This is a genomic window from Paenibacillus sp. J31R109 (genome assembly GCF_059692055.1).
Map to the genome: position 1 here is coordinate 222313 of NZ_JCAUAR010000004.1, position 26688 is coordinate 249000.

15 protein-coding genes are annotated in these 26688 nt (G+C 46.2%); 7 read left to right on the plus strand and 8 right to left on the minus strand.

Translation table 11 applies throughout. The features are described 5' to 3' along the window. Positions 1-10: 10 nt before the first annotated feature. Positions 11-1051: an L-threonine 3-dehydrogenase gene (gene tdh / locus AC58QT_RS13960; protein ID WP_497409499.1), complete on the minus strand. Its 1041-nt coding sequence runs from the start codon at positions 1049-1051 to the stop codon at positions 11-13. 135 nt (positions 1052-1186) lie between these two features. On the opposite strand from tdh, the gene AC58QT_RS13965 reads away from it, so the two are divergent. Next, the gene (locus tag AC58QT_RS13965; protein WP_497409500.1) at positions 1187-1747 is read left to right on the plus strand and encodes a helix-turn-helix domain-containing protein; all 561 of its coding nucleotides are present in this window, start codon (positions 1187-1189) and stop codon (positions 1745-1747) included. A 95-nt stretch (positions 1748-1842) separates the two neighbouring features. Here AC58QT_RS13965 and AC58QT_RS13970 read toward each other — a convergent pair whose 3' ends face one another. The 7 genes from AC58QT_RS13970 to AC58QT_RS14000 form a co-directional block, all read right to left on the minus strand. Then, positions 1843-4182, minus strand: a complete 2340-nt coding sequence (locus tag AC58QT_RS13970; RefSeq protein WP_497409501.1) for a helix-turn-helix domain-containing protein — start codon at positions 4180-4182, stop codon at positions 1843-1845. 16 nt (positions 4183-4198) lie between these two features. Beyond that, the gene (locus AC58QT_RS13975) at positions 4199-5770 is read right to left on the minus strand and encodes an extracellular solute-binding protein (RefSeq protein WP_497409502.1); all 1572 of its coding nucleotides are present in this window, start codon (positions 5768-5770) and stop codon (positions 4199-4201) included. A 338-nt stretch (positions 5771-6108) separates the two neighbouring features. After that, positions 6109-9936, minus strand: coding sequence for an early set domain-containing protein (locus AC58QT_RS13980; protein ID WP_497409503.1), 3828 nt, complete (start codon positions 9934-9936; stop codon positions 6109-6111). Positions 9937-10113: 177 nt separating this feature from the next. Continuing rightward, a complete protein-coding gene (locus tag AC58QT_RS13985) occupies positions 10114-10866 on the minus strand; it encodes a glycoside hydrolase family protein (protein WP_497409504.1) in 753 nt (250 codons plus the stop codon). Between the two features lie 146 nt (positions 10867-11012). Then, entirely contained in the window at positions 11013-12611 is a 1599-nt protein-coding gene (locus AC58QT_RS13990) for an extracellular solute-binding protein (RefSeq protein WP_497409505.1), read from the minus strand. Between the two features lie 59 nt (positions 12612-12670). Further along, the gene (locus AC58QT_RS13995; RefSeq protein WP_497409506.1) at positions 12671-13546 is read right to left on the minus strand and encodes a carbohydrate ABC transporter permease; all 876 of its coding nucleotides are present in this window, start codon (positions 13544-13546) and stop codon (positions 12671-12673) included. After that, positions 13540-14514, minus strand: a complete 975-nt coding sequence (locus tag AC58QT_RS14000) for an ABC transporter permease (protein WP_497409507.1) — start codon at positions 14512-14514, stop codon at positions 13540-13542. The genes AC58QT_RS13995 and AC58QT_RS14000 overlap by 7 nt, the downstream gene beginning before the upstream one ends. A 329-nt stretch (positions 14515-14843) precedes the next feature. Between AC58QT_RS14000 and AC58QT_RS14005 the strand changes: the two genes are divergently transcribed. The 6 genes from AC58QT_RS14005 (at position 14844) to AC58QT_RS14030 (ending at position 26647) form a co-directional block, all read left to right on the plus strand. Further along, entirely contained in the window at positions 14844-16649 is a 1806-nt protein-coding gene (locus tag AC58QT_RS14005; protein WP_497409508.1) for a cache domain-containing sensor histidine kinase, read from the plus strand. 25 nt (positions 16650-16674) lie between these two features. Continuing rightward, positions 16675-18270, plus strand: a complete 1596-nt coding sequence (locus AC58QT_RS14010) for a response regulator (protein WP_497409509.1) — start codon at positions 16675-16677, stop codon at positions 18268-18270. Between the two features lie 129 nt (positions 18271-18399). Continuing rightward, positions 18400-19692, plus strand: a complete 1293-nt coding sequence (locus tag AC58QT_RS14015; RefSeq protein WP_497409510.1) for an ABC transporter substrate-binding protein — start codon at positions 18400-18402, stop codon at positions 19690-19692. Positions 19693-19885: 193 nt separating this feature from the next. Then, the gene (locus tag AC58QT_RS14020) at positions 19886-20788 is read left to right on the plus strand and encodes a carbohydrate ABC transporter permease (protein ID WP_497409511.1); all 903 of its coding nucleotides are present in this window, start codon (positions 19886-19888) and stop codon (positions 20786-20788) included. After that, positions 20785-21645 (plus strand): carbohydrate ABC transporter permease, encoded by an 861-nt coding sequence (locus tag AC58QT_RS14025; RefSeq protein WP_310499793.1) that lies wholly within the window; start codon positions 20785-20787, stop codon positions 21643-21645. The genes AC58QT_RS14020 and AC58QT_RS14025 overlap by 4 nt, the downstream gene beginning before the upstream one ends. Before the next feature lie 46 nt (positions 21646-21691). Further along, positions 21692-26647 (plus strand): polysaccharide lyase family 8 super-sandwich domain-containing protein, encoded by a 4956-nt coding sequence (locus AC58QT_RS14030; protein ID WP_497409512.1) that lies wholly within the window; start codon positions 21692-21694, stop codon positions 26645-26647. Positions 26648-26688 lie beyond the last annotated feature (41 nt).

The following is a 26688-nucleotide window of genomic DNA, read 5'->3' on the forward strand; positions in this document are numbered from 1 at the left end:
AGGATCCTCCTTAGTGAATGAATACAATTTTGCCGCATTGTCCAGACGCCATTAATTGAAACGCTTCCTCGTATTGATCAAGTGTAAATCGATGCGTAATAACGGATGCAAGATCGATTCGCTTTTGATTTAATAGCCCTTTGATTTGATACCAGGTTTGGTACATTCTCCGCCCCGTAATCCCTTCTACCTTCAGCCCTTTGAAAATAATATGATTCGTAACGTCAATACTGACCTCATTCGTTGGAATGCCGAGTAGGGATACTCTTCCCGCATTCGCCGCAGCTTCAAATCCGTCCACAATCGCCTTGGGGCTCCCGGACATTTCCAGTACGACTTCGATGCCTTCCCCATCGGTAAAAGCACGCAAAGCCTGCGAAGTCGAAGTTTCCAACGCGTTAACAACGTCGTCCGCGCCCATGTCCAGCGCCATTTGCAAGCGATTCGGATTAATATCCACCGCATACACAGCTCCAGCACCACAAGCTTTGGCCACCTTGATTGCCAGCAGTCCAATCGGTCCTACGCCGATAATGGCGACTGTTTTGCCTACAATATCACCCGACAAAACGGTTTGCACGGCATTCCCCAACGGGTCCTGCAGACACGCGATTTCAAATGGCAGCGATGGATCATTTTGAATAATATTGCTAGCCTTCACTACGGCATACTCAGCAAAACAACCCGGTGCCGTTATGCCAAAGCTTTTCGTATTTTTGCATACATGAGCATTTCCAGTTCGGCACGCTTTGCACGTTCCACAAACCATATGCCCTTCTGCGGAAACATGGTCACCGATCCCAACACCAGTTACCCGTTCCCCTACTTCAGCAACGATACCAGCGAACTCATGGCCGAATACATTCGGGGTTAGTACCGTTTTGTCCGCCCAGGCATCCCATTTGTAAATGTGTACGTCTGTTCCACAGATTGAAGTGGCTTTAACCTGAATGAGCACTTCATCAGCACCACATGTCGGAACAGGTACTTCTTTCAAGCTGGCCCCTGGTCCACGATGCTCTTTCACCAATCCCATCATCGTAGCCTGCATGTTCATCATCCTCATCTTTGTCCAATATATTATACGTTCGTGCGTTATTATATGTATATGATAGTACACGAATGTATGTTATATTGTAAATAGGCATTTTTCGATCGTGGTTTAGATACAGAAGGAGTGACTGAAATGAACGAACCCATACATAAATTAGTAGGCAGGAAGCTTTTGACTATTCGTAAAACGAGGGGCTTAAGCTTAGACCAAGTGGCTGAACTAACAGGTGTCAGCAAGGCTATGCTGGGGCAAATTGAGCGCGGCGATTCGAATCCAACGATTTCGGTGCTTTGGAAAATTGTGAATGGCCTGCAGATTTCATTTACCAGCTTGATTGAAGATGACGAGCCAACGGTCACCGTTATCCGCGCAGCCGAGCTCACCGCTTTTGAAGAAGAGGACGGGCAGTACAAAGCCTTTCCATTGTTCCCTTTTCATCCGCAGAAAAGCTTTGAAGTGTACACAGTGGAGATGGCGTCCGGCTGCATTCACGTCTCGGAACCGCATAATGATGGCGTTGAGGAGTACATCCTGATGGTGTCTGGTAAACTGCAACTCACGCTGGCTGATGAAAGCTATCTCCTTGGCGCTGGGGATGCCCTTCACTTCACTGCCGATAGGACGCATACGTATACGAACATGTCGGATTCGACAGCCGTGTACAAGACATTAATTTATTATCCGTCGTCCTAGTCGGATAAAAGAAAGAACGCAAGCAGCCTGTATCGGCCGCTCGCGTTCTTTTGTTTGGTATGCAGACTTACACATGTTAGGGGTGACCAGCGTTGTCACGCATGGATTCGCAAAAGCTCTGAGCGATACTCCCCAGGCGTCTTACCGGTCTCCATTTTAAACGCTTTTGTAAATGACTGAACCGTCAAGTAACCTACTTGATCTGCAATTTCCTGGATCTTCAGGCGCTGGTCGCCAAGAAGCGTTTTGGCTGCTGCAAGCCGGCGTTCCGATACGCGGTCCTTAATCGTCATACCGGTTTCATCCTTGTAGATTTTACGCATATGCGAAGTACTAATGGCAAAAATTTCGCTCAAGCGTTCGATCGTTAAGTCATCCGCAAGATGCGCGTCAATATAGGCTGTAATGCCATCCGCTAATTCCTGATTTTTTAGTGATCGTTTCTGCTCCAGCTGATCAAGTACGAGCTCATACAGCGACTGCATGTATCCGACCATGCTTTGCATCGTTTCCTTCTCTAATAAATCAGTATGCCTCAACTGCTGAATAACCGGCTGAAAGCCGAGATTGGCGTCAATTTCGTAAACACAGCGCAGCGACGAGGAGAACAACTGTAGGAAGTAATGCCGAACAACCTCGATTTGCCTCGCATGGTGCTCAACCATATGAGATTCAAACTCATGTAAGGCAGAGGTGACCCCTTCCCGGTTTCCCGTTTTGAAGTGCGTTAGTAATAGCTTCTCAAGACCCAGCGGATACATGACAATTCCCGCTTCCGGCCGGACAGCTTCATAATAAATGACCGTATTGCCGCCATACACGAGTTTCTGTCGTAAGGCCGAGCCCGCTTCCTGATAGCAATCACTAAGCTCCTCAATGGACGTGTGCAAGGTACTTACACCAATCGTGAAAGTCATCATTGATTCCTTGCGCAGTAACACCAAAAGCTGGCGCAGCCAAGTGCGCAGGCTGTCAGGAAGCAGTTCCGATTCGTTCTCTTCTTTGCCTAAATGGAGGACAAGCACCATTTCATTCGGCTCCGCTTCTACTAGATAGCCTTGATACCCTTGCTGTCCAAAAGCCTCTTCTTGCAGTCCTTCGGACAACTGCAAAAGCCGCGTATTCCGCTCAGATTCGTGAACCTCTTGCGAGAACTTCGTGTACTGATCCATAGAGACGAGTACAACTACGAAATCCCCTCTCTCAGGCAGGTTTAGACCATAGTAAGCCAGACGTTCCATCGTCTGCGTCGATATCTGCTCGTCACCACAAACCAGTCGCTGTAGAAATTTGTTCCTGCTCTGGACCTCATAATCCTTCAACAGCGTCGTCAAATCCCGGTTCTGATCCATCAGACGGCTGACGTTGCGCTCGATCTGAACAATCTCCTTGGCATGTTCAGCCTTCCTATCATCGGGTTTCTGATCCGTGCCACGCATCATAATTAACAGCCGGTTCATCGGGTTTACGATTCTTTTGGACAGCAGCAGCGAACCGATGAGACTGAGTACCACCGCCATCACACTGATGATAACCGTCATCCGGCTCCATAAGTGAAGACTGTGAGTAACCACGGACTTCGGAATCATGTACGTGTACACCCAGCCGCTCGTTACAGATGTAACATAGCAAACCAACGTGTCTATCCCGCGAACTTTGGTCATCAAGCTGCCTGATGACCCATTAAATTGGGAAATATCCAAGTCACTGAGAAGTTGACTGTTATCGAACATCCCCTCCTCTGCTGCTTTCTGCGAAAGAATATGTCCTTCCTTGTCCATTACAATCAATTGAACATCGGGATTCGTATTCAATGACTGCATAATCTGGGCTAAGTAGTCTCCTTTGATGTTAATCACCACATAAGCAGATGGCGTACCTGCATTAATAATGGGTAGCGTCTTGACCATGGAGATGACGGTTTCTTCTTTGGCTGAAGAAATTTCTGGTAAAGCTCTCGTACGGACGAGTGATTTGCTCGGTGTCTGCCCTGCCATCGAGCGGATGAAATCCTTATCCTGAAAACCGCTGAGCGGTACAGCCCCCTGAAGCGAGGACAGAATTAACTGCGAGCTGGTATAGTAAATGGAAACGGAGTGAATGTAGTCACTGGATAAGACAACATTCTCGAGACGCTGCCTCAGCTGCAGCTGCATGTAGATATCGGCTTGCTCATAATAATCCATATAATGAAGAAAGGATGAATCTAAGAATACGGATTCCATGGCCTTGTCGACTTCAGCAAGGACAATTTCTTGCCCATTCTTAAGTAGCTGAAGCGTATTACTGCTGTTCTGGATCGCATCCCTCCATAGTAAGGACGAGGATGAATAATACAATGCCCCCCCAGAAATTGCCGCCACTAGCAAGGAAAGCACTAGAAAATAGTTGAAATACTCAAATAAGCTGCTCTTCATGAAACGTTTTTCTTTCATTATTACTGCCCCCACACTAGATACCTGGGCTCACATTGCCCGATCTCAGCTCGTTATATGTTTTTATTTTGGATTCAAGCAAGGCCTTGCCGCCTTTCTTTTTCCATGTAGCCACATATTCCTCCCATTTGGACAACGGCTCCTTACCCGTAACAAACTTGATAAACATCTCCTCTTCGTACTTGGCGACATCGGGGCCGTATGATTTTTGTTCATCGGTCAGTGGAATCCCATAAAAGACATCCTGATACAAGGTATACTGAGCTGCCTTCTCTAAAAATCGGTTATTATCAAGTTGTACTGGATCCTTGGATGTTGCGCTCACTTTCTCTGCGAGTTCCTGTCTCGAAACAATCTGGCTCAGCGGGTCTAACCATCTCTCGTCGAATGCCTTTTGTCCTGCTTGCGTCCGTGCCTCTGTAATGTCGCGAAAATGCTCACCCTTGATCCCGTAATGACTAAGCTCCCAACCCTCGTCAGTCGACATATAATTGAGGAACCGCAGGACAGCTTCCGGACTTTTTGTCTTGGACGAAATGGCTATCACTCCGCCTAGATTTCCGAAGGACAACATACCACTTTTGCCATCTGGCCCTTTTATGCCCGGAAAGATCGGCTCCCAGCGTGCATTTGGCACAATTTCATTCATTTTAAGCTGCTGCCCCAGCGTCTGTGGAGCGATGGACCACCAAGCATTGAAATAACCAATTTTCCCTTGTGCCACCTTTTGCATCGCCTGATCAGACTTGATCGTAAACATCTCAGGATCGATGACTTTGGCATCCCATAGATTCTTGATATAACCCAAAGCAGCCTTATATTCGGGTGAAATAGCAACGGGGGATATCTTGTTTTCCTTCAGATAACTGTTCATGGGCACACTGTTGGCAAACATCCCAGGCGAAATACCGAATGCCCCAAAAATTGGCATAAAGCTTTCCGCATATGTGTTAGCGTTACCTATGCCATACGTATCATCCTTGCCATTTTTATCAGGGTCACTATTCGTAAACGCTTTCAGCATTTGCTCAAATTCATCCAAATTGGTGGGCATCTTCATATTCAGGACATCCAGCCAATCCTTGCGGACTACCGGAACCTCTTTGCCTGGCGCATTCTCATAAGGAATAACGTACTGCTTACCTTTGTGCTTCGTCAACTCCCACAGCTCAGGCTTCAGATTCTTCAGCAGGTTAGGCGCGTATTGGTTTAAATAGGGAGTCAAGTCTAGGAACAAGCCTTGATCCACAAATTTTTGGTAGTCGAACGAGCCCAGCCTGCTCATATCTGGAATTTCTCCCGAAGCGGCAAGTGCGTTGTATTTGCTGTTGAAATCGTTATTGGGCAGCATGTTAACGTTGAGCTTTACTTGCGTCTTCTTTTCTATTTCTTTGGTAACTGGATTATCATCTCTCCAAACCCTGCCTCCATCTGGCTGTATGAGCGAAAGCGTCACTGGAGAAGCCGATGCCTGACCGCTAGCCGGCGGATTCCTGGTTTCTGTGCTGCTGCAGGCTGTGGCCAGAGCTGCGGCCAACGAAACCATACCTAGCAAAGCGATAACACGCTTAGTTGAATTGGTTTTCATTAATCGTCATCTCCCCCTTTTGTCCTGTTTGGTTTATTATAAGCCAAATCTGTCTAGGATCACAGACTTTCCCATTCACAAAAGCTGCACCACGATTCAATCTAAAACTTTGTACCCCCATTTTTTCACGAAAGCGATTACATTTATAGATGACAATGTGCTTTTTTGTGCCCGTACTGCCGATTCGTCAGTTTGGATAAAAAAAAGCGATTCTTTTCATTGCCTTCTCTTGCATGGAACGAATGGCCTATGCATGAGTGATGCAACGAAAAAGATTGCCACTCCCCCTGTCTTCCAGGCTGGGTGAGTAGCAATCTTTTTAAAAACCATGAACCCTCTTACTTCGTGACTGTCACAGTTAACATATCACTGGAGATCACGCCTGCGGCGTTGAACAGTTCGACGCGATACTGATACACACCATTTGTGCGGCCGGAAATGGCTGTAACTGCCTTTTGAGCATTAGGAGAATTGGCTTGCAAGCTATGGTTATCAATCATCACACCATTCTCATAGAGGCGATACCCTGTCGCGTTGGTACCCCACCACATGTTCATTGTAATTGTATAGTTGCCATCTCCATCCCAGTTATCCTGCGATAAAACAGGTTTACCTGGTGACGCATCTGTGACTGTGACAACAAGAGGATGACTGGTTGTTGTACCAAATTTATTGATAAGTTGACTGGTGTAGGTGTAAGTGCCGTTTGGTTTATTAGATACTCCCACTTTGACGAGTTGTGCCGATTGGGAAGCATCCGATAGTGTTTTCATATTAATGAGAACACCATTTTCGTACAGTTTGAACAATGTACCATTATTGCCATACCACATGTTCATCGTAATTGTGTAGTTGCCATCTTTTAAACCAGAATAACCGTTGTCGGAGGATAAAACAGGTGTACTAGGAACTCCGTTGGATAATGGTTTTACGGCATTTGCAACCACGCTCACACTGGATTTAACGGACATCAGTCGACCGATCGCATCGAAGGCTTTTAGTTTCACACTGTGAATGCCAGGGGCTAGCACCGTAGAGGCCGTAAGGGTTTGGCCGTTCATCAAGTAAGGAACTACTTCTCCATCCACCAGAAGCTCAGCACTACCCGCTGCAATAGGAATCTCGCCTTGCACCAAATCGGCGGAAATCGTCACGTTCCCTGCGACAAGTTCCTGATTATTTGCCGGAACCAAATTGACGATTTTACTGTACAGACCTGTGTCAGGCTGGGTATAGATGCCGACATTCCGCAGCTTAAACGAAACTTCTGTTGCTGTCCTCGAATTTATCCCGATACTGAACCTAGTGATCTGATCGGAATCGAGATGGAAATTATCATCCGGCGTTCCAAACGCCGCAAAATCCGACCAAGGTAATTTGACTTGCTGCCAGCCGCCTACAGGTGTAACTCCCGTTCCGGTGAAATAGCCTGAACCATTGCTTTCATAGATAAAGCTTCGAACAACCACGCCTTCGATCGGAGCTGGGAAGTACACATCAAAGGTAACCCCTTCTGATCTAGCGAATGTCACATTTTGAGGTACAATAAAATTAGGATAGGTCCACTTATCCCCACTGCCGAAGAGATAGTTGAACTGGATCTCCCCAGGAGATGGTGAAGTCACCGTGGCGGTGGAGCCTGGCGAAATATTCTCCCCCCACTGGGCAGGATTATCATAATCCGGTAGGAGTAGACTTGGCGTTACAGCCTTGTTTTCATTCGAGGCAATCATCGTCACCGACTTGGAAGTAGCCTCCCCGCTGAATGTACCCTGGAATATGACCGGGAACTTCACATCTGCCGCTATTTCCTGGCTTCCTGTCAGGGTAAAGGTCAATGTCGCTTTGGAATACGGAGCAACCGTTACCGTTTGGGAAGGCGCCACTAAGCTCCATCCGCCATTTACGGAACCATTGACTGTCCCACTCATTGCTGACGAGTTAAAATTATAAACATCCACCTGAATGTCTGTTGCTGTGTTCTTATCTAGCAGATACCCCTTGGACTTAGCTTTGGCAGCTGTAGCTTCGGGATACTTCTGCGTGATGACCATTCGGTCCGCTGTTGAAAGTTCAGCAGCTTTAGGCACAGGTGCTGCAAACACGGACGTGGTCAAGTTTTGAATGCTGCCGGCAATCCGCAAATAATGGATGTCTGGACCCGACGTCAGCGGATAGCTGCCGTTTGTAGATGTCAACTGCTTCTCTTTCCCCATAATGTCTGTCAATAACGCTGTGCCGGTACCTGTAGTCACGTTCAGAGGTGTCGTATGCTCGCTCCAATAGGCAACAACACTGTCCGTTCCGTCCTTGAACACATAATTCGCCACTCCGTCAGGCAATCCAGTCAGCTTGCCTAGATAAACGGCTTCACCTAGCGCATGCGTCATCGCAGCTTCCGCATTCACAGCGGCGTATGGCGTTCCTCGGGAAGTGAAGCTGCCATAGTTTCCAATTGTTTCCTGATAATTCGGAAACACGAACCAGAAATGCTTATCCACACCAGAAGCGATAGATTGAATCGTGGAGGTGGTCAAGTATCGTGCCTGCGTCCGCAACTGCTCGCCGTACAGTGTCTGTGTGCTGTCGGAGAACGTTTGGGCTACCCCTGCTTCTGTCACATAAATAGGTTTCGTATCCAGGTCGTAGCCCTGAATAAACTCCGTATGTGCCGCGAAGGAAGGTGGCATATCTAATATTTTCTGACTCGCACTATCGCTACGGTGACCATGATAGTTGTAAATGTCCATATAAGGAGCGACATCGTTCTCCATGAGAAGCTCTGTATATCCCCCTGGCGGATAGGCGATCCCTCCCAGTGCTACCCGAGTGCCTGACCCCGAATCCCTCGCTGCGATCGTAGTCGCCTTCAGGAATGCGGCATATTGATCGGCTGGCTCGCTGTCGGTCGTATAGCTGATATCCGGTTCATTCCAAAACTCCCAATCCGACTGAGCCCCATAATGGGCAGCGCTTGTTTTGGCTAATTGATAGGCATCCAGCAGGTTGCGCGGCAGGTTTTTGCCTGTATCCTTCGCCCACGTCGGAGCGATATGATTTAACTCCAGAACCCGAATACCGTTATTCGCGTAAGCGGTGTTGTAAGGATCATATTTGGTAAAATCATAGACCCCGCTGGCACTGCTAATGGAATTCCAGTGCATTCGTTCCCGCACGTAATCGACCCCGGTCAGCCTGACCGCCCGAGCGTAATTCGCCGCTTGGTCGACAGGAATCAGAGAACCTCCCGCCACATCCAGAGCAAAGGGGTTATTACTTGTATGGCGATCAGAAGCATTCATCACGACAGAGAAATAGTCGATGATTGGTTTGCCGTTCTGATCTGCCTCCGCTTTTATTGTATAATGGCCCCGTTGCAGTTGCGGCAACGTAACCTTATAAGATGGCGCATACACGTCCATCGTTACGCTATTTTGGACAACGACACTCCCATCGTAATCTTCCACCTTATATGCAACGACATGCCCCTTGCTGGCGGTATCGGTAAATTCGATGGATAACTCCTTCACGTCACTTTCTTCAAAAAGGTTATTAGGTGCATTGGTTGTGATCTTGTTCAGTCCCCAAGGGAGCTTCGTAAATTGCATATAATCAAGGTAAAAATAGATGCGCCCGTCCTGTGCTCTCCCGTTCGGGATGCGGAAGGAGATTGTATTGCTACCGGCTTTAAGCGTCACCGGACCCAGATTGAACTTATGGAGCACATTCGCCGGCGTATCAATTTGCCCAATTTTAGTGGCTAAAGTGCTATTTACAGTAACATAATTACCATCATTAATTTTCATTTCATAAGGTGGAAAAGATGTCAAGTTAATCGGGCTCGACATGATCTCCATCCCATAAATACCGGGAACGGAAACGTTCACTTGATAGTCAACTTTGTAATTTGACACGGGGACACCACTTAAGCTTTTGATATACAAGAAGTCACCATTGCTCAGCGCGCTCCGAGGGATATTCAAATAATTTTCTTTTGTCCCTGTTATCTCGTTTCCAACTTTGGAGGTATAATTCTCCCCCTCAACTCTAATAACAATTTGTTCTGGGCTTGTCACTGTTTCACCCGAAGCAAACGCTGGAACTGCTTGAAGAATAAGCATGAATACAAATAGATATGACAATATCAATGACGAACGTTTTTTCACAGATCTTCTCCTCCAACTCATTAGATACTCAGTATGATCGTTAGTACAATTTCCCCCACTTCCATGTCAACGCTTACAAATTTGCATAAAAAATAATCGTACGGATCATAAGGCTGCCATGGCGGCAGCCCTTTGACCAACTATTGACTCCATTCTTTGTCCATGCACGGATATCATTTACACTTTGCCCGGCCAATCCCACATCTTCAGGTCTCGGCTCCAAGCTATGCCAATCGAGGCATGCGTATCGAATAGTACTCTCTCATCTTCAGGACCGCTGCCGTGAAAAAACATTACAAATGCCTCTATGCCTTTCGTACCTCTGAGGTTCAGGACGAATCCGGCGGTCAACCGCCCTTGCGCCCATTCCCACTGCTGCTGACCCAATGTGAGTAAGTCATCCTCCTGATGCCAGTGAACTAGATCGTGCGATCTCATCATACCTATCCCATTTTCAGGAGAATGAAACATCACATACTCCTCTTGGTGCCGGATGATACACACATTTTCTCCCGCCTGTTCGGAGCCGCAATAACTCCATTGCCGAAAATCACTTGTTTTCGATAGGCTGACACCATTTTGCTTGTAAAAACATAGCCATTCCCCGGGGTTGTTGGCATTCGCGATAAAATAGGGGTCGATCATCCGACCCATATCCTCTACTGCCACATGTTCCCCTTTGACGCGAAGGAGTTCAGGAGCCGTCCAGGTAACTAGATCTTGGCTTTCCATCATCCAAATACGGCAATCCCCATTGCCATATTTCTCACCATTGGGACGTGGATAGGATTGCAAGCACATCCGCCAACGGTTATCGACGTAAATCAGATTACCAGGACTGGAGAAATTCAGGTTCTGATCCCTCGGAGTCAGAAGAAGCGGCTCGCTCCACTGCCGAAGATCCTCGCTCCGGCTCATCGCCGTGTACAAGAAGACTCGGCCATCCTCTTCCGTCTCCACAAGGGTGTAATATAGCCACCAAATGCCATCCTGATAAAGCGCACATGGGTCTCGATAAGCTCGCCTGTGATCTCCTTTTAGAAGTATAGGTGACGATATTGGGCTACAATTCATGATTAGATACCAGCGCTAACACTGCTTGATTTCAGTTCGTTATACTTTTTAATTTTGGAATCCAGTAAGGATTTGCCGCCCTTCTTCTTCCATCCATCTATATAAGCATCCCAGTTTGACAGCGGCTCTGCGCCTGTGACGAACTTCAAGAACATCTCCACTTCATATTTGGCAACATCTGGTCCTAGCGTATTTTGCTCATCGGTTGCCGGGATGCCGTAGAAGATGTCTGAAATCAAATTATAACCAGCTGCTGCATCAATAAAGCGGTTGTTTTCAATGGCAACGGGATCCTTCGTAGCGGCATTGATTTTATTCTGAATATCGACACGGGAAACAATCTGGCTCAGCGGATCTAGCCATTTCTCGTCAAACGCTTTCTGACCCTCAGGTGTGCGAGCCTCATTAATGCTCGTATAATGCGTGCCCTTGATACCGTAGTGGTTAAGCTCCCAGCCCTCGTCTGTGGACATGTAGTCAAGGAATTTTAATACCGCTTCAGGATTTTTAGTTTTAGCAGAAACCGCGATCGTTGCACCTACATTACCAAAAGAGAGCATACCGCTCTTTCCATCAGGCCCCTTGATGCCAGGAGCGATTGGATCCCATTTCACATTCGGCACAATCTCTTTCATTTTAAGCTGCTGAATAAGTGTTTGAGGAGCTGTGGACCACCAAGCTGTGAAGTAGCCAATTTTCCCTTGAGCTATTTTCTGCTGCGCCTGATCCGCTTTAATTGTGAAAAGTTCTGGATCGATTACCTTCGCATCCCATAGCTTTTTGATATAGGTCACTGCCTCCTTATATTCAGGTGAAACAGCAACTGGTACAATCTTGTTGTCTTTCAGATAACTGTTCATAGGCACACTACTAGCGAACATACCTGGTGCAATACCGTATGCGCCAAATATCGGCATAAACGTTTCCGCGAAGCTGTTCGCCATGCCCATACCGTACGTATCGTTCTTGCCGTTTTTGTCTGGGTCATTGAACGTGAACGCTTTCAACATTTGCTCAAATTCGTCTAGATTGGTAGGCATTTTGATATTCATAGCGTCCAGCCAGTCTTTCCGAACCGCAGGTACTTCCTTGCCTGCCCCATTCTCATACGGGATAACGAATTGTTTGCCTTTATGCTTCGTTAGCTCCCAAAGCTCAGGCTTCAGGTTCTTCTTCAAGTTCGGCGCGTATTGATCGATTAACTTCGTCAAATCAAGGAACAGGCCTTGATCCACATACTTCTGGTAGTCGAATGCGCCGAGTCTGCTCATGTCTGGAATGTCGCCAGAAGCGGCAAGTACATTGAACTTAGCGTTAAAGTCGTTATTAGGCAGCATGGTTACGTTCAATTTGACATTAGCTTTCTTTTCAATTTCTTTGGTAGCTATATTGTCGTCTTTCCAGACACGACCTCCATCAGGCTGTGTAAGCGAGATCGTTGCTGGAGCAGCGGGTGCAGATGAAGTTGCAGGTGCCTTGGTGCTTTCCCCAGTGGCTGCTGGTTTACTCGTTTCCGTGCTGCTACAAGCTGCGGTTAATGCCGTTGCGATTGAAACTGTTGCTAAGGATGCGATTACGCGTTTCGTTGATTTGGTTTTCATAGATTTTGTGTCTCCCCTTTGATTAGTTATTTGGATAGTTTCTTATGATAAGTCCATGCTTAGCCCTTCACAGACCCGACCATAACTCCCTGCACAAAGTACTTCTGCAAGAACGGGTATACAATGATAATGGGCAAAGCTGACAGAATCACCGTAGCGGCACGAATCGTCTCTACAGGCGGAGGCAGGCTGTCGCCGTCGAGCTGTTCAATCGAAACCGTATACATTTTACGCAAGATCAGTTGCAGCGTCGAAAGCTTCGGATCGTTGATATAAATAATGACATTGATATATTCATTCCAGTGTCCCACCCCATAGAACAGAGCTAGCGTGGCTACGATTGGAAGAGACAACGGCAGCATGATGCGAACGAGTATGCCGACCTCTGAGCAGCCGTCCAATCGGGCCGATTCGCTAAGACTAACCGGAATGCCCTGAAAAAAGTTGCGCATGAGGATCAACAGCCAGGCATTGATTGCGAATGGAATCATCAGAGCCCATACGGAGTCAACCATATGCAGGGAACGGACAACCAAATAGGTAGGAATCAATCCGCCATTAAACAACATCGCAATGACGATAATCGTCATTAACACATTGCGCCCTGGCAACTCGCGATTGGATAGCACATAAGCGCCTAGGGCTGTCATAATCAAATTGATTAACGTACCAACAACGGTAATAAAGATGGTGACGCCATAGGCATCAACCAGCCCAGAGTGGCGAAGCACGTAACGATAACTATCCCAATGAATCGAGCGTGGATAGAGCAGGATCCCTCCTTGCTTCACGTAATCCTTCATGTCAGCGAACGATACAATGAGTACATTCAGAAATGGGTACAGGGTGCTCACGCAGAGCAGAACTAAGAAGAACCAGATGATATAGTCGACTATTCCCGGCTGGGATAAAGATCTGGACTTTCCGCTTACCATATCGCCCCCTCCTCGTCAATTTTCTTAGATACATAGTTGGCAACCAATACGAGAACAAGCGCGATCGCTGAACGGAACAGACCAACGGCAGTTGCGTAGCTGTAATTATTCGTATTGAGCAGACCAATGCGGTACACATAGTAGTCGATGACCTCAGCTACTGGCGCTACTTGCGGATTGATCATGACCAGCGTCTGTTCGAAGCTTACGCTGAGAATGCCGCCTAAGCTCAGCACAAACATAATGCTGATTACACTTCTAATGCTTGGCAAGGTGATATGCCATAAGCGCTGCCACCGATTTGCACCGTCAATCGCCGAGGCTTCAAGCATATCGGGATCAACCCTCGTTAAAGCAGCCAAAAAGATAATGGCGCTCCAACCGATTTCTTTCCATATGGCACTGCCTACAAACATCATCCGGTAATATTCGGTGGATGACAGAAATTCAAAGGTGTGACCAACCGAAGATTTAAGCAGTAGATTGATTAATCCGCTTTCCGAGAATAAATTGTACAGTAGTGCGTATACCACAACCCAGGATACAAAATGCGGTAGATACGAGACGGTTTGAAAAAAACGCTTCCATTTCGTAAAACGCAATTCGTTAATTAGCAGTGCGAATAGAATCGGTGCTGGAAATCCGAATAAAAGGCGGTAGAAAGCCAAAAGCAGTGTGTTACGGAAAATGATCCAGAAGTCACCATTCTCAATAAATCTTTTAAAATGTGCGAGTCCCGCCCATTCGCTCCCAAAAATGCCGTCCATGAACGTGTACTTCTTGAAGGCAATGATGACCCCGGTCATCGGTGCATAATGAAAGATGGCATAATAGGCTAGCACGGGTAAGAATAAAAGGTAAAGCGGAATGAAGCGTTTCATCTTCTTCCAGGTTTTGTGCCGCTTGACCGCAGCCATCGGTTCCCGGATTAGCGTCTGGGGCATGGCGTGGTTCGTTGCAGGTTTCATCTTGTTATTCCCCTTTCCGATATGTAGCTAGGCGTTTAAAACTCATTTAACGTAATCATGTAAGCGATTGCGTTTTACAATTTCCTGCTGTGAACCCATCTTTACACGAAAACAGCGGCAAATATAGAAATGAAATTGCTTTTTTGTGCCGTTTTTGCCGATTCAGCAGTTCGGATAAAAAAAAGCAGTGCCCTCTTCTGTCTAACTTGTATCGTTGCTCAGCCTGTTGCGGGTTTTCTGGAAAGGGGGTATTATCACTATTGTTACTAGGGCATCTTGTAGGCGTTTTCACTGTGGGATGACAACATGATAGATGGGGGCGTATGGCTGTGGAGAGACGCAAGTTCACTCCCTTTGATGGGAAGAGATGGAGACTGTCCAATATTCCTTTATTTTATAAATTGAGCATCTGTTTCTTGTTTCTATCATTTCTTATGATTCTTCTGTCTTATGGTCACTTTATGAATTACAAGAAGGATAAGGAAGCTGTATCGCTGGAAGCAATCGACCTGGCCAATAAGCAAACAATGGGCAGAATCGACTCTTATTTGGCGGATTTATCTTCTATCACCATCATCCCTCTCATGGAACAGAATTCGAAAGATAATTTTTTTCAGAACCTGAAATCATTTCAGAATAATCAAGTCAGTCTGGATTTTCAGCGGGAAGCTGACATGATATTCAATAAGATGTTTCTGTTCAAAAAAGACATCCACTCCATTTTCTTGTTTAACCTGAACGGAATGAGCGAATACAAGGTGTTGGATACGGCATTGCTGCGCCCGTTTGATCCTGTTCGAGAAGTTTGGTTCCGTAAAAGCATCGAGAGCTTCGGCATGCCGCAGATCGTCTCCACCTATCACTTACCCAATGTATCCGATCAGAGGACTCGGCCCATTCAAGTATTCGGAGTGGCTAGAGGACTTGTGGACGTTAATGCAGGAGCCGTAGCGGCAGTGCTGCTTGTCAATACAAAGGTTGATTACTTGGCCGAACAAATTAAAAATTTAATGCTTTTTCCCAACCAAAGGGTTGTCATCGTGGATAAGAATGGTCAGACCATATACGATACCCACACTCCGAATATTGGCAGTCCCGCTGATATGAATCTGCAAAACATAGCCAAAGCACGGCTAAGTCAGGCAAGCAACATTGACGGTACGCATTCCATTGTCCGAAGCTTTACTTCCGAAGTGAACGAATGGACGATTCTGACCATCATCCCGGAGCGTGAATTGTTCCGACAGATTAATCAAGCAGGCAAAGTGACGATGTTCTTTACCTTTCTAGCCATCGCGGGTTCCTTTTTCTTTCTCTTCATGATTTCGAGACAAATTGTGAATCCGATTAAAACGCTTATTAATACGATCAAGAAATTCGAGAAAGGCAATTTTGGGGTAAAAGTCCAAGATAACAGAGCGGATGAAATTGGTGCCTTGGGCTCGTCATTCAACCGAATGACACACCGAATTCATGATCTTATTCAGGAAGTATACATAGATAAGCTACGGAAGAAGGAATTACAACTTCAGAGCCTTCAGAATCAGATCAACCCCCACTTTCTGTACAACACCATTGAATCGATACGGATGATGGCCGAAATCAATGATGACGATGAAGCATCCCGGATGGCTGTTGCCCTTGGCGGCATTCTGAGATATGGCATTACCGACCCTTTGTCCAAAGTGCAATTGCGGGATGAAATTCATTATCTGAAGGAGTATGTCTTGCTTCAGCAAGTCAGATACGGCGACTTATTCCAAATTGTTATCCATGTCGAGGAAGAAATTGAGGATGTTCCAATTCCCAAGATGGTCCTACAGCCACTGGTGGAGAATGCAATCAACCATGGTTTGAAATATACCTCCGATGGCGGACTCATAACCATATCGGTAAGCAAGCTTGAGAACCATGTTGTTTTCGAGGTAACAGATAACGGGGGCGGCTTCTCCGTAGACAAACTTAAACAAACGATGGATGACTTGAACGGAATGAATGAATCGCCCGGCAGTATTGGGATGAAAAACGTCCATCAGAGGATTGGCTTGCATTATGGAGTCGGATACGGTTTACAAATTCGAAGTGTGGAGCAGGTTCAAACGACGGTATTTTTTCAAATTCCTATCAAGACCTAGACCATTTTAGAAATGAGGCTAAACGATGTATCACGTATTCATTGCAGATGACGACAGAATCATTCGTACCGGTCTGAGAAAAATTATCGAGAAAAATTGCCCAGAATGGACGGTCATCGGTGAGGCGTCGAATGGTCAACAGGCCTACGAGGACATCTTGGTGTGCAAGCCTGACTTGTTAATTACGGATATCAAGATGCCTGTCCTGGACGGCGTGGAGCTGATTCGGAAGGTGAAGGCGCAACAGGATCGACTGGATAGGATGAAGATCATCGTGCTGAGCGGGTACGGTGAATACCCGTATGTCAGGGAGACCTTACGTCACGGTGCAGTGGATTACTTGTTGAAGCCAATCCCCACACCGGATATTGTGGCGTTGCTGCAGAAGGTTAGGGATGACCATGCTCTGGAGCAGGAATCCTCTCGGCGGGACGGGCTGCTGAAGGATAGATCGGAGGAAGCGCAGCTGTTAGTCGAGGAGAAAGCATTGCTGCAATTCCTTCATGCCAGAGCACACGATGTAGAGCCATGTATGCAAAAGCTGCGAGACTGTGGACTGGCAGACAGCGGGAATTTTCTGGTCGCCATCCTACAGGTTCACCAGAATAATTCTTTAATTCTTGAAACAATTAAGAACGATGTGCTTTCACTAGTACCACAAATGGCCCCAATGGTTCGTGTCATGCTTGCTTTACGTGGCACTCAGGTTATTGCTGTTTTTTGCGGAAATAAAGAATTCGTTCATTTCAAGAATGTGGTGCAGGACGCGCTGAACCTACAGGCAGACAACTGGAAATCGATACCAGATGTTAAAGTTTCCTGCGGCATTAGTGATGTATTTACACTCATAGATGAACTGCCCAGTGGAGCTAAGGAGGCGGAGCGTGCTCTGGAAACTGGCTTCTACGAAAATGCAGGCGCGAAATTTCTTACTTTGCAAGATGAATCGAACATGTCAACGATTACATCGTTTCCCTGGGAGCCAGAGGTTCAACAAATTACTAGCCTCATGGAGCTTGGGGATTTTAACCAGGCCAAGGATGTACTGATGCAATTGTTGGTTCGTTTGGAGATGCTTCAGGCGAGACCTGTAAACGTGAAGGATGTCTGCAAAAAAATGGTTACCCGCATGGAAGTTGCATGTCGGGAATTTGCTGAAGCCTCCTCCAACAAGACGGTGAACGGGCAAGATCTGTTTGCTGCTATCGATCTCGTTCCCACCATGAAGGATCTGATCGGCCTGCTCGCCGAGGATTTCACGGATCGGACAACCACGATTCAGAATCGTAAAAGCGAGAGAAGCATTCGCATTATCGAAATCGCCAAGGAATATATTCAGCAGCACTTCCGTGAGGACTTGATGCTTCAAAGCGTTGCGGATCGGGTATGTTTAAATCCATTTTATTTCAGTAAGCTATTCAAAGATCAGACTGGAAAAAGCTTTACGAATTTTCTCATAGAAGCTCGCATGAAGGAAGCTAAGAAACTGCTGGCAATGCCCGAAATTAAGGTGTACGAAGTGGGAGGAATGGTTGGATATGAGGAACCTGAATCATTCAGCCGAGCCTTTAAAAAATTAGTAGGCGTTTCCCCTACGGAATACAGAAAAAAGATCAAGTAAACGACCAATCAAATGATCTGTTAAGAAATCCAATATCCGGTCATTCATTTGGTCTCCTGAAAACGCTTAAAATAAGGGTATCAGAGGATGCATCCTGTTGAACAAGAACAGACATACAAGGAGGTCACTATGAAAAGATTACTCAGTCTCTTTTTTTCTCTCAGTTTAGTTGTGCCGATTGTCGCCTGTGGCAATGGCCAAAGCGCGTCCCCCGCTTCCACGCCAGCGGCCACACCTGCAACCGCTGCCAAGCCGACTACTGAAGCTGCTAATTTGCAAGGCAAGATCGTATTTGGTACCCATCGAACGGATATTGCCGAAACCAAAATTAAAGCGCTTGCAGACGAGTTTATGAAAGCGAATCCAGGGGTTCAAGTTACAATTGAATCTTATAAAGATTGGAAGCAAATCTTAAAGACGCGTGCGGCAGCCAGTGAATTGCCGGATGTTACGATTGCCCTTCCCGAAATTACGAAAGCTGATCTACCTAAGTATTATATGCCATTGGACGATTTGGGCTATAACAAGGATAACCTGTGGTTTCATGCAAGCGGTTTAGGCGATGACGGGAAACTGTACAAGGTCAACTCCGGCGCAGCATACCTTGGTGTTGTATACAGCAAGGCCGCCTTCCAGGCAGCAGGAATTACGAAAACGCCGACAACCACAGATGAGTTGTTCGCTGCCTTCCAAAAGCTGAAGGACAAAGGCATTATTCCTCTAGGTACGGGTTTTAAAGACGCGTTTACACTCGATCCTTATTTCTTCCAATACACACATGTGAGCACAGGTAACGCGAATTGGAGAAACGACTTGATTGCCAAAGCTGGGGATCTATTCAACAGCGAGTTTTTGAAGGGCTTCAATTTGGCAAGGGATGCTTATCAGAAGGGCTTTACAGAACCTGATCTCATGTCGGCGAATTGGGAACAGACCAAAAAAGATTTGGCAGCAGGCAAGGTCGGTATGATGTTTATGGCGGATTGGCTTGTTCCACAGTTAATCGACCTAGGTGCTAAATCTGATGCAGTCGGCATGTTCCCTCACCCAGGATCGAAAGCCGTCTATGTCGGACCAGACAAACCATTTGTAGTATCCAAGAACACGAAATACCCGGAGGCCAGCAAAGCGTTCGTCAAATTCATGCTCACCAACAGCCGTTATGCACAGGCAAGTGGTGTGAACTCTTCCATCAAGCAAGATAAAGCCGTCATTCCAGGCGTAGAAGAATTGCTGTCATCCAAGCTGCCTATTATTGAAGACACAGCTGTTGATATCAAATTCCAAGAAACCTTGAACAAATCCCAAATCAATCTATCGCAAGTCGTTCAAGAATTTATGTTGAGCAAAAATACGGATGATGTTGTGAAAAAGTACAATGAGAAATGGCAAAAGGCGCGTATGGAAGTTTTAGGGAAATGAGAAAACTTCTATCGAAGCCTTTCAAAGTTGAGCGACCGCGTTTAGAGGTAAGTTTTATCGCCAAATAGAAAGATGTTTTCGGGTACCGAAAACTGATACTTTCTATTGTGGAAACGTAGCTGCACCGTTCAGAAGATGGGTTCAACTTGAATCCATCTTCTATTTCAAAATCTGGATAAAGAAGGATGGAGTTATGAGAGAGAACACCTTCAGAAGGGCACGCAGATACGACTATCAGAAAGGTTTGACCATACTGGCGTTTTTGGTCTTGCCGGTCCTACTCCTGATAACTTTTACGTACCTGCCTGCCCTTAAACTGTTTCAAATGAGCTTCTCAAAATGGGACGGCATCTCCCCAGATATGCAGTTTGTCGGGATCAAAAACTACTTGGATGTATTCGAAGATACCGATGTCTGGATTTCGGTCAAAAACAATGGGGCTTATATTGTGGCCATGCTCGTTCAAAACGTAATTGGTTTGTATTTTGCCATTATCCTCAGCACCAAGATGAAAGGAAAAAATTTCTTTCGTTCCGTTCTGTTCATGCCCAACATTCTAAACGGCATCGCTATCGCATTCATGTTCAATTATTTGTACAACTACACCAACAGTCCACTAAACGCTGCTCTGAAATGGATCGGCATGAACCCCGTACACTGGCTGCCGGAGAATTATTTGATCAACTTCTCCCTTGCCTTCATCGGCACATGGATGTTCACAGGTTGGTGTATGGTCGTCTATCTGGCCGGCTTACAGTCCATTCCAAAGGACGTCTATGAAGCAGCCAGTATTGATGGAGCCAGCTTTCATCAGATGATTCGTTATATGATTATTCCTAACATCATCACCGTGTTTGAGCTTAATCTATTCCTCGGAATTAACGGTGCACTGCAAGCCTACTTCCAACCCTTTGTCCTGACAAAAGGCGGTCCTTACGGCCTGAGCGACACATTCGTCTCCAAGTCCTTGGCCATCGCCTTCGAATTCAGCAATTATGGTAAAGCCGCTGCAATGGCTGTGGTCATGCTAATCATTGTAGCTATCGTCGTTGGCCTGCAAAGATTATGGTTATCGAAAGGAGAGCGGCAGATATGAAGAAACATGCTACCGACATCGGGCTGGAAATTAGCCACCCTCTTCTAAAGCTGTTCAATTATGCCATGGCTTTGATCGGGGTGGCCATTATTATGTTGCCGCTCTTCATCATCCTAAACGTCTCGTTGAAAACCAGTGAGGAGTATGGGCTGAAAGGCTTTATGGCTTTACCTGACAATCTGTTTAACTTCGATAACTACATCATGGCAATCAAGCAAGGTAAAATGCTATCAGCTTTCGTAAATTCCTCAGTCCAAGTTGCGGTAGGTGTAACCGGAAGCGTATTCCTTGGTTCCATGGCCTCGTATGTCCTGAACCGTTTTGATTTCCGCTTCAAGAAAATCATCATTACAGCATTTGTCGCTTCCGTCCTGATTCCCCATGTGCTAACATCCGTGTCTACATTCATGGTTATCAAATCCTTGGGGTTGTTCAATACAAGAGAGGCCGGTTTTCTACTGTATACAGGCGCGGATGTCGTGGGCATTTATATTTTCCTTCAGTTCCTGGAGAAGATCCCGAAGCATATGGACGAAAGCGCGAAGATAGACGGTGCCTCCTACTTCCGCATCTACTGGTCCGTTATTCTGCCTCAGATGATGCCCGGCATCGCAACGGTCATTATTCTAAAGACGATTTCTATCTATAACGACTTTCTGAATCCATATTTGTTTATGCCGAAGACCTCTTTGAGAACAGTCACCGTCGCTCTTAACTCCTTTTCCAGCGAAAATGCGACCGATTGGCCCGTCATGTCGGCTGCCATTGTAACGGTCCTCATTCCCACATTGCTGCTCTATCTCTTCCTGCAGCGGTTCATTATTTCCGGCGTATCCGATGGATCGATGAAAGGTTAAGCGACCGTGTTTCAACATTTTCAAACTCTATGATGGTGGAGGTATTATGATGAAAAAGTGTATTGCAACCATAATGGCAGGCTTGTTATTGATGACATCCTTGCCGATAAGTGTTCTTGGTGCAACGACGATCGCGATTTCAGACACCTTTGACTACCCATCCAAAACGGAGGCTACAGCCGCTTGGGGGCGTGCCAATGGAACAACCATTGAAACGGAAAGCTCCACGACGAATAAGGTTGCCAGAGTCGCCAGTACAGCAGGAGATTTTCAAATTAGATCGGGGTTTCCTCACTATACCCCACTCAATGCCTCAACAGGAAAAGTCATTTTGAGTGCAGATGTAAAAATGGGATCCCCCTTAACCGGGAAAGCCTTGGGTTTTAAAGTTGGAAGCTCGACCTGGTACCAGCCCCTTGAGCTGTTCTCAACAGGTGTCATTAAAAGTTTCGATGCCGATGCTTTTAATTCGGTTACTTCATCGGTATACGTTCTCAATAACCAGTGGCATAACATCAAGGTTGCCTTAGATCTGAACAACCGGAGTACATTCGGCGCAAGAGCATTTCTCGATGGAAAAGCAATATCTTCAAAGATCCCTCTAGTTGATGGAACCTTGCAAGGTGTGCAATTTATTAACTCTGCTGGTCCCTCCTTTGATATCGATAATTTCAAATTAATCCGGTACACACCAGAAACCTCTATTGACGCAAGCTTTAAGCTCAATGGCAGTAGCGTAACAAGCGGCGCGTCTGATATTCCCGTCACAGGAACTACGCTCGATGTCACTTTTAGTGATCCGCATATGAATGAAAGCACTTTCAATTCTAGCCATATTACGATCTCTCCAGCCGCACCTGGAGCAGTAACTTCCATTGGTACGGATGGTGGTTACCAAATCAGCTTCGCGACGCTCCAGCCTGCAACAACGTATACCGTATCTGTCAGTAACGGTGTAGAAAATGTATTTGGACAAAAGGCGACGCCAAAAAGCATGTCCTTTACTACCGTAGATCCTCCCATTCTATCCAGTTATATGCTAAATGGTGCAGCATCAACAGGTGGGGATACAGGGCTGCCCCCTATCGGTACTTATGTTGATATTTCCTTTAGTGGTTGGGATGTAACGGAAAGCACGATAAATAATAGTACGGTCACCGTATCACCAACACCCCCAAGGGCCGTAACCTACTCGGTGACGGATAATCATCTTAGACTTGATTTTACGGAACTTAATTCGGCTACAACGTATACCGTTTCGGTTACCGATGGCGTGAAGAGTAGTTATGGGAAAGGAGCAACGCCAAGCAGCCTTTCATTTACAACATCCGATTCAACCATTACTGCAAGCTACAAGATTAATGGCACCCCTGCAGCGGCAGTTGGCAATATCGGCGTGCCGACTACTGGAACTTACGTAGACATCGTGTTCTCTGAAGCGAACATGAATCCAAGTACTTTTAATTCAGGTACGGTAATGGTTTCCCCCGCAGTGCCCGGCACAGCGACATACAGCTGCTCGGGAAACACTTGCAGAATCAGCTTCTCTTCACTTGAGCCGGCAACAACCTATACATTGTCACTGACCGACGGCGTTAAAAATATGTTCGGGTACAAGGCAGTGCCAAGCAGTCTGCAATTCACAACCGCTGGCGTCGGAAATCCCGGAGGTCAAGAGGTCGCCGCCGTCTATGTACATGAGGGATTCACCACCTATGCAAGCGGCACGCCTACAGGATGGCAGGCCACTGGCGGTTCTCAAATGTCTCCCTCCACGGTTGACACCGCTCATGGGATCAGCTTTAGAACGGAACCCAATACCGTTACCAAGGACGTCAACATTCTGAAATCTTTTAAAACGCCGCTAAACGGCAATGTGGTCATGGAAGTCAGCGTATATCCTGACGATACAATCAGTGAACGCGTTCTCTATGCGGTCAAGGATGCAGCTGGCAAAGAGAATATATTCCTTTTGCTTGATAAAGACGGCAAAGTGAAAACGATGCCCGATAAAGTCCAAGTTGCTACCTATGAAGCGAAGAAATGGACCACTTTTCACATCGTTGCTAAGCTTGATTCGAAGAAATTTGACCTCTATATGAATGGTGTAAGGATTCTTACCGATTATGCATTCCCAGAGCCAGCCATCGACAACATCTTCTCAGTGGCTTTCAAGTCCTGGAATCGCGGAATCTCCTTCTATGATGATATCAAAATGTATGAGAGCACAGCGCCGCTTACGCCTGAGCAATTTAGCACTTTGCTTTCCAGACAAGGCGAGAGATTAACGGATGAGCAGATCATGCATAACAAAATTAAGCATGCCGTCGTCATGGTTCCTAGATCTGAAAATGCCTATGTTAATGATGTGAAGACCGTTATTTCCACGAATTCCTTACTAACGCCTATCAGCAAAGATGGAAAAATCTACGTCCCTGCTCAGTTCCTTATGCAGAAGCTTCAAATAGGCGGAAGCTTTGTCGCTACAGCGGGCAGCAAGAACTATTCGTATAACGGGAACAGCGGAAGCTTCTCTGTCGAAGCGATCGCCGGTGATGGTGCTGTTTTGGTGCCGGCAGCAGAGTTTGCACAAATCATAGGTAAACAACTATTTATCAGCAGTCAAGATTTAATCATCTTTAGCAACACGGCTAATATTTTTGACCCTGTGAAGGACGCCTACATGTTAAAGGACCTTTATACACTTGTTACCTACAATGCAATTGATGTAAGCCAACTGACACCGCAAGTCTATGAACAGCTTCGAGATAAATGGAAATATCGTCTCATTGGTGACGGTACCCATGATATGAACGATCCGGATATTCGTGCCATGGTCGTGGCAGCGAATGACTCCGCACAAAGCTTATGGGACTCACTCATACAAGGTGGCAGTGAACGCAGCTATCTGTGGAACGACGACACCAAAAGAACGGATTTATCCAAATTTGTCACGCAAAATTACGACAGAGTTAAAAAAATGGCGATCGCGTATAATCTTGTCGGCAGCCAGCTGTATATGAACCAAGCACTGAAAGCCGATATCATTTCTGCGCTTGAATGGCTGAATGACAATCGCTACAGAAAAGATAAGCCGCCTTATGATAACTGGTGGGAATGGGAAATCGGTACGCCTGGGACGTTAAATGACATCCTTGTCCTCATGTATGATGATTTAACAGCGGCACAAATCAAAGAAAATACGGATGCGATCGACTATTACATTCCTAGAGTGCCTGATGGCGATGCAGGGGCAAATCTGGTCTGGCGTGCGATGGCTATTGCTATCCGGGCAATTATTGCCCAGGATGTGGATAAGGTTATTGCGGGAAGAGATGCCCTGATGTCGGTGTTTGATTACACAACAGAAGGGGACGGTTTCTATGAGGACGGATCCTTTATCCAGCATCAAAAACATTCCTACACCATGGGCTATGGAAAATCCATGTTGCTTGATTTATCCAGTGCGATGTACTTCTTTGAAAATACCCTCTTTGCAATCTCATCGCCGAGCAAGAACAATGTCTATGACTGGATTCGCGAAGGCTTTGAACCTTTAATGTATGATGGTGTTGGGATGTGGATGGCAAGCGGCCGTGAACTCGCAAGAGAGCCCTACGACGACCATTATATTGGAAACAGAGTCATTCGAGGTGTTGTCACGACATCCATGTTTGCGCCAAACAGCTTAAAGCCGTGGCTTCAATCTATGGCTAAAGGTTGGATCCTGGGAGACACGGATCGTAACTTTTTTGCCTCCGCCCCTTTCTATCTCGTTACGGAAGCAAAGAAAATTGTGAATGATGCCAGCATCCCGGCGAAAGCTCCGTTGGAGCTTTACAAACAATATGCGGCCATGGATGAAGCTGTGATGAGACGGGATGGCTATGCCTTCGCCGTGACGATGTCCTCTTCCAGAATTGGCAATTTCGAGTCTTTCAGCGGTGAAAACGTAAGAAACTGGTATCAGAATGAAGGTATGACCTACCTCTACAACGATTTGGATCAATATTCAAAAGATTATTGGCCTACTATCAACCCTTACAGGCTGCCGGGGATCACGGCGGATAACAGACCTAAAGCGGATGGCGAAGGCTCCGGTAAAACAACAGGTCAGGATTTTGTCGGTGGAGTTGAAATCGATGGGTTATATGGAGCTTCCGCTATGCAATTAGATGCCTATAATTCCAATCTGAAAGCTAAGAAATCGTGGTTTGTCTTCGATGATGAAATCGTAAGCCTAGGAGCGGATATCAACAGCACTGACAATTATACCGTTGAAACTATTGTTGAAAACCGTCAATTAAACGCAAGCGGCAATAATAAGCTTATCGTAAACGGTGTTGAGAAATCGTCAGCAATCCCTTATTCCGAAAGTGCTGCAAATACGGGGTGGGCTCACTTGCAGGGGAATGTCGAAGGAGCAGACATCGGTTACTACTTCCCCCAAGCTGGTAACGTTCAGTTTCTTCGCGAGACAAGAACAGGTGCATGGTCCGACATTAACAAAAACACCAGCTATGGCAGTACGACGCCAAAAACCAAGAACTACATGAACATTTGGTTCAATCATGGCACGCAGCCTGTTAACAGCAGCTATTCCTATGTTTTACTGCCAAACAAGACTGCCGCTCAGACAGCACAATATGCTGCAGATCCGGATATCCAGATTTTGCGGAATGATGCGAATGTTCAGGCCGTTCATGAGGAGAACACCAATACGACAGCGTATATCTTCTGGCAGCCTGGCCAAGAAGGCATCATTCACAGTTACAATCCTGCTGCTGTAGGTGTAAAGATGGATAATAACAAACTTGTCTTTTCGGCATCCGATCCAACGCAAAAACAGCAAAAGATTGTGATTGAGATTAACCAGCCTTTGCTTCAGCTTGTATCCAAAGATGACGCTATAACCGTTACACCAACAGCATCTGGGGTTCGCGTAGAGATTAATACGTTAGGTTCTATCGGCAAAACGTATGAAGCTGCATTTTCCTTTTAATACAGGCAATCGTCTCGAACATTTTACATAGATTTGGAGGA

Coding starts and splice junctions, on each gene's coding strand:
- AC58QT_RS14000 (WP_497409507.1), bottom strand. CDS start 14,514: ATGAAACCTGCAACGAACCACGCCATGCCCCAGACGCTAATCCGGGAA.
- AC58QT_RS14030 (WP_497409512.1), top strand. CDS start 21,692: ATGATGAAAAAGTGTATTGCAACCATAATGGCAGGCTTGTTATTGATG.
- AC58QT_RS13990 (WP_497409505.1), bottom strand. CDS start 12,611: ATGAAAACCAAATCAACGAAACGCGTAATCGCATCCTTAGCAACAGTT.
- AC58QT_RS14015 (WP_497409510.1), top strand. CDS start 18,400: ATGAAAAGATTACTCAGTCTCTTTTTTTCTCTCAGTTTAGTTGTGCCG.
- AC58QT_RS13995 (WP_497409506.1), bottom strand. CDS start 13,546: ATGGTAAGCGGAAAGTCCAGATCTTTATCCCAGCCGGGAATAGTCGAC.
- AC58QT_RS14025 (WP_310499793.1), top strand. CDS start 20,785: ATGAAGAAACATGCTACCGACATCGGGCTGGAAATTAGCCACCCTCTT.
- tdh (WP_497409499.1), bottom strand. CDS start 1,051: ATGCAGGCTACGATGATGGGATTGGTGAAAGAGCATCGTGGACCAGGG.
- AC58QT_RS14020 (WP_497409511.1), top strand. CDS start 19,886: ATGAGAGAGAACACCTTCAGAAGGGCACGCAGATACGACTATCAGAAA.
- AC58QT_RS13965 (WP_497409500.1), top strand. CDS start 1,187: ATGAACGAACCCATACATAAATTAGTAGGCAGGAAGCTTTTGACTATT.
- AC58QT_RS14010 (WP_497409509.1), top strand. CDS start 16,675: ATGTATCACGTATTCATTGCAGATGACGACAGAATCATTCGTACCGGT.
- AC58QT_RS13970 (WP_497409501.1), bottom strand. CDS start 4,182: ATGAAAGAAAAACGTTTCATGAAGAGCAGCTTATTTGAGTATTTCAAC.
- AC58QT_RS13975 (WP_497409502.1), bottom strand. CDS start 5,770: ATGAAAACCAATTCAACTAAGCGTGTTATCGCTTTGCTAGGTATGGTT.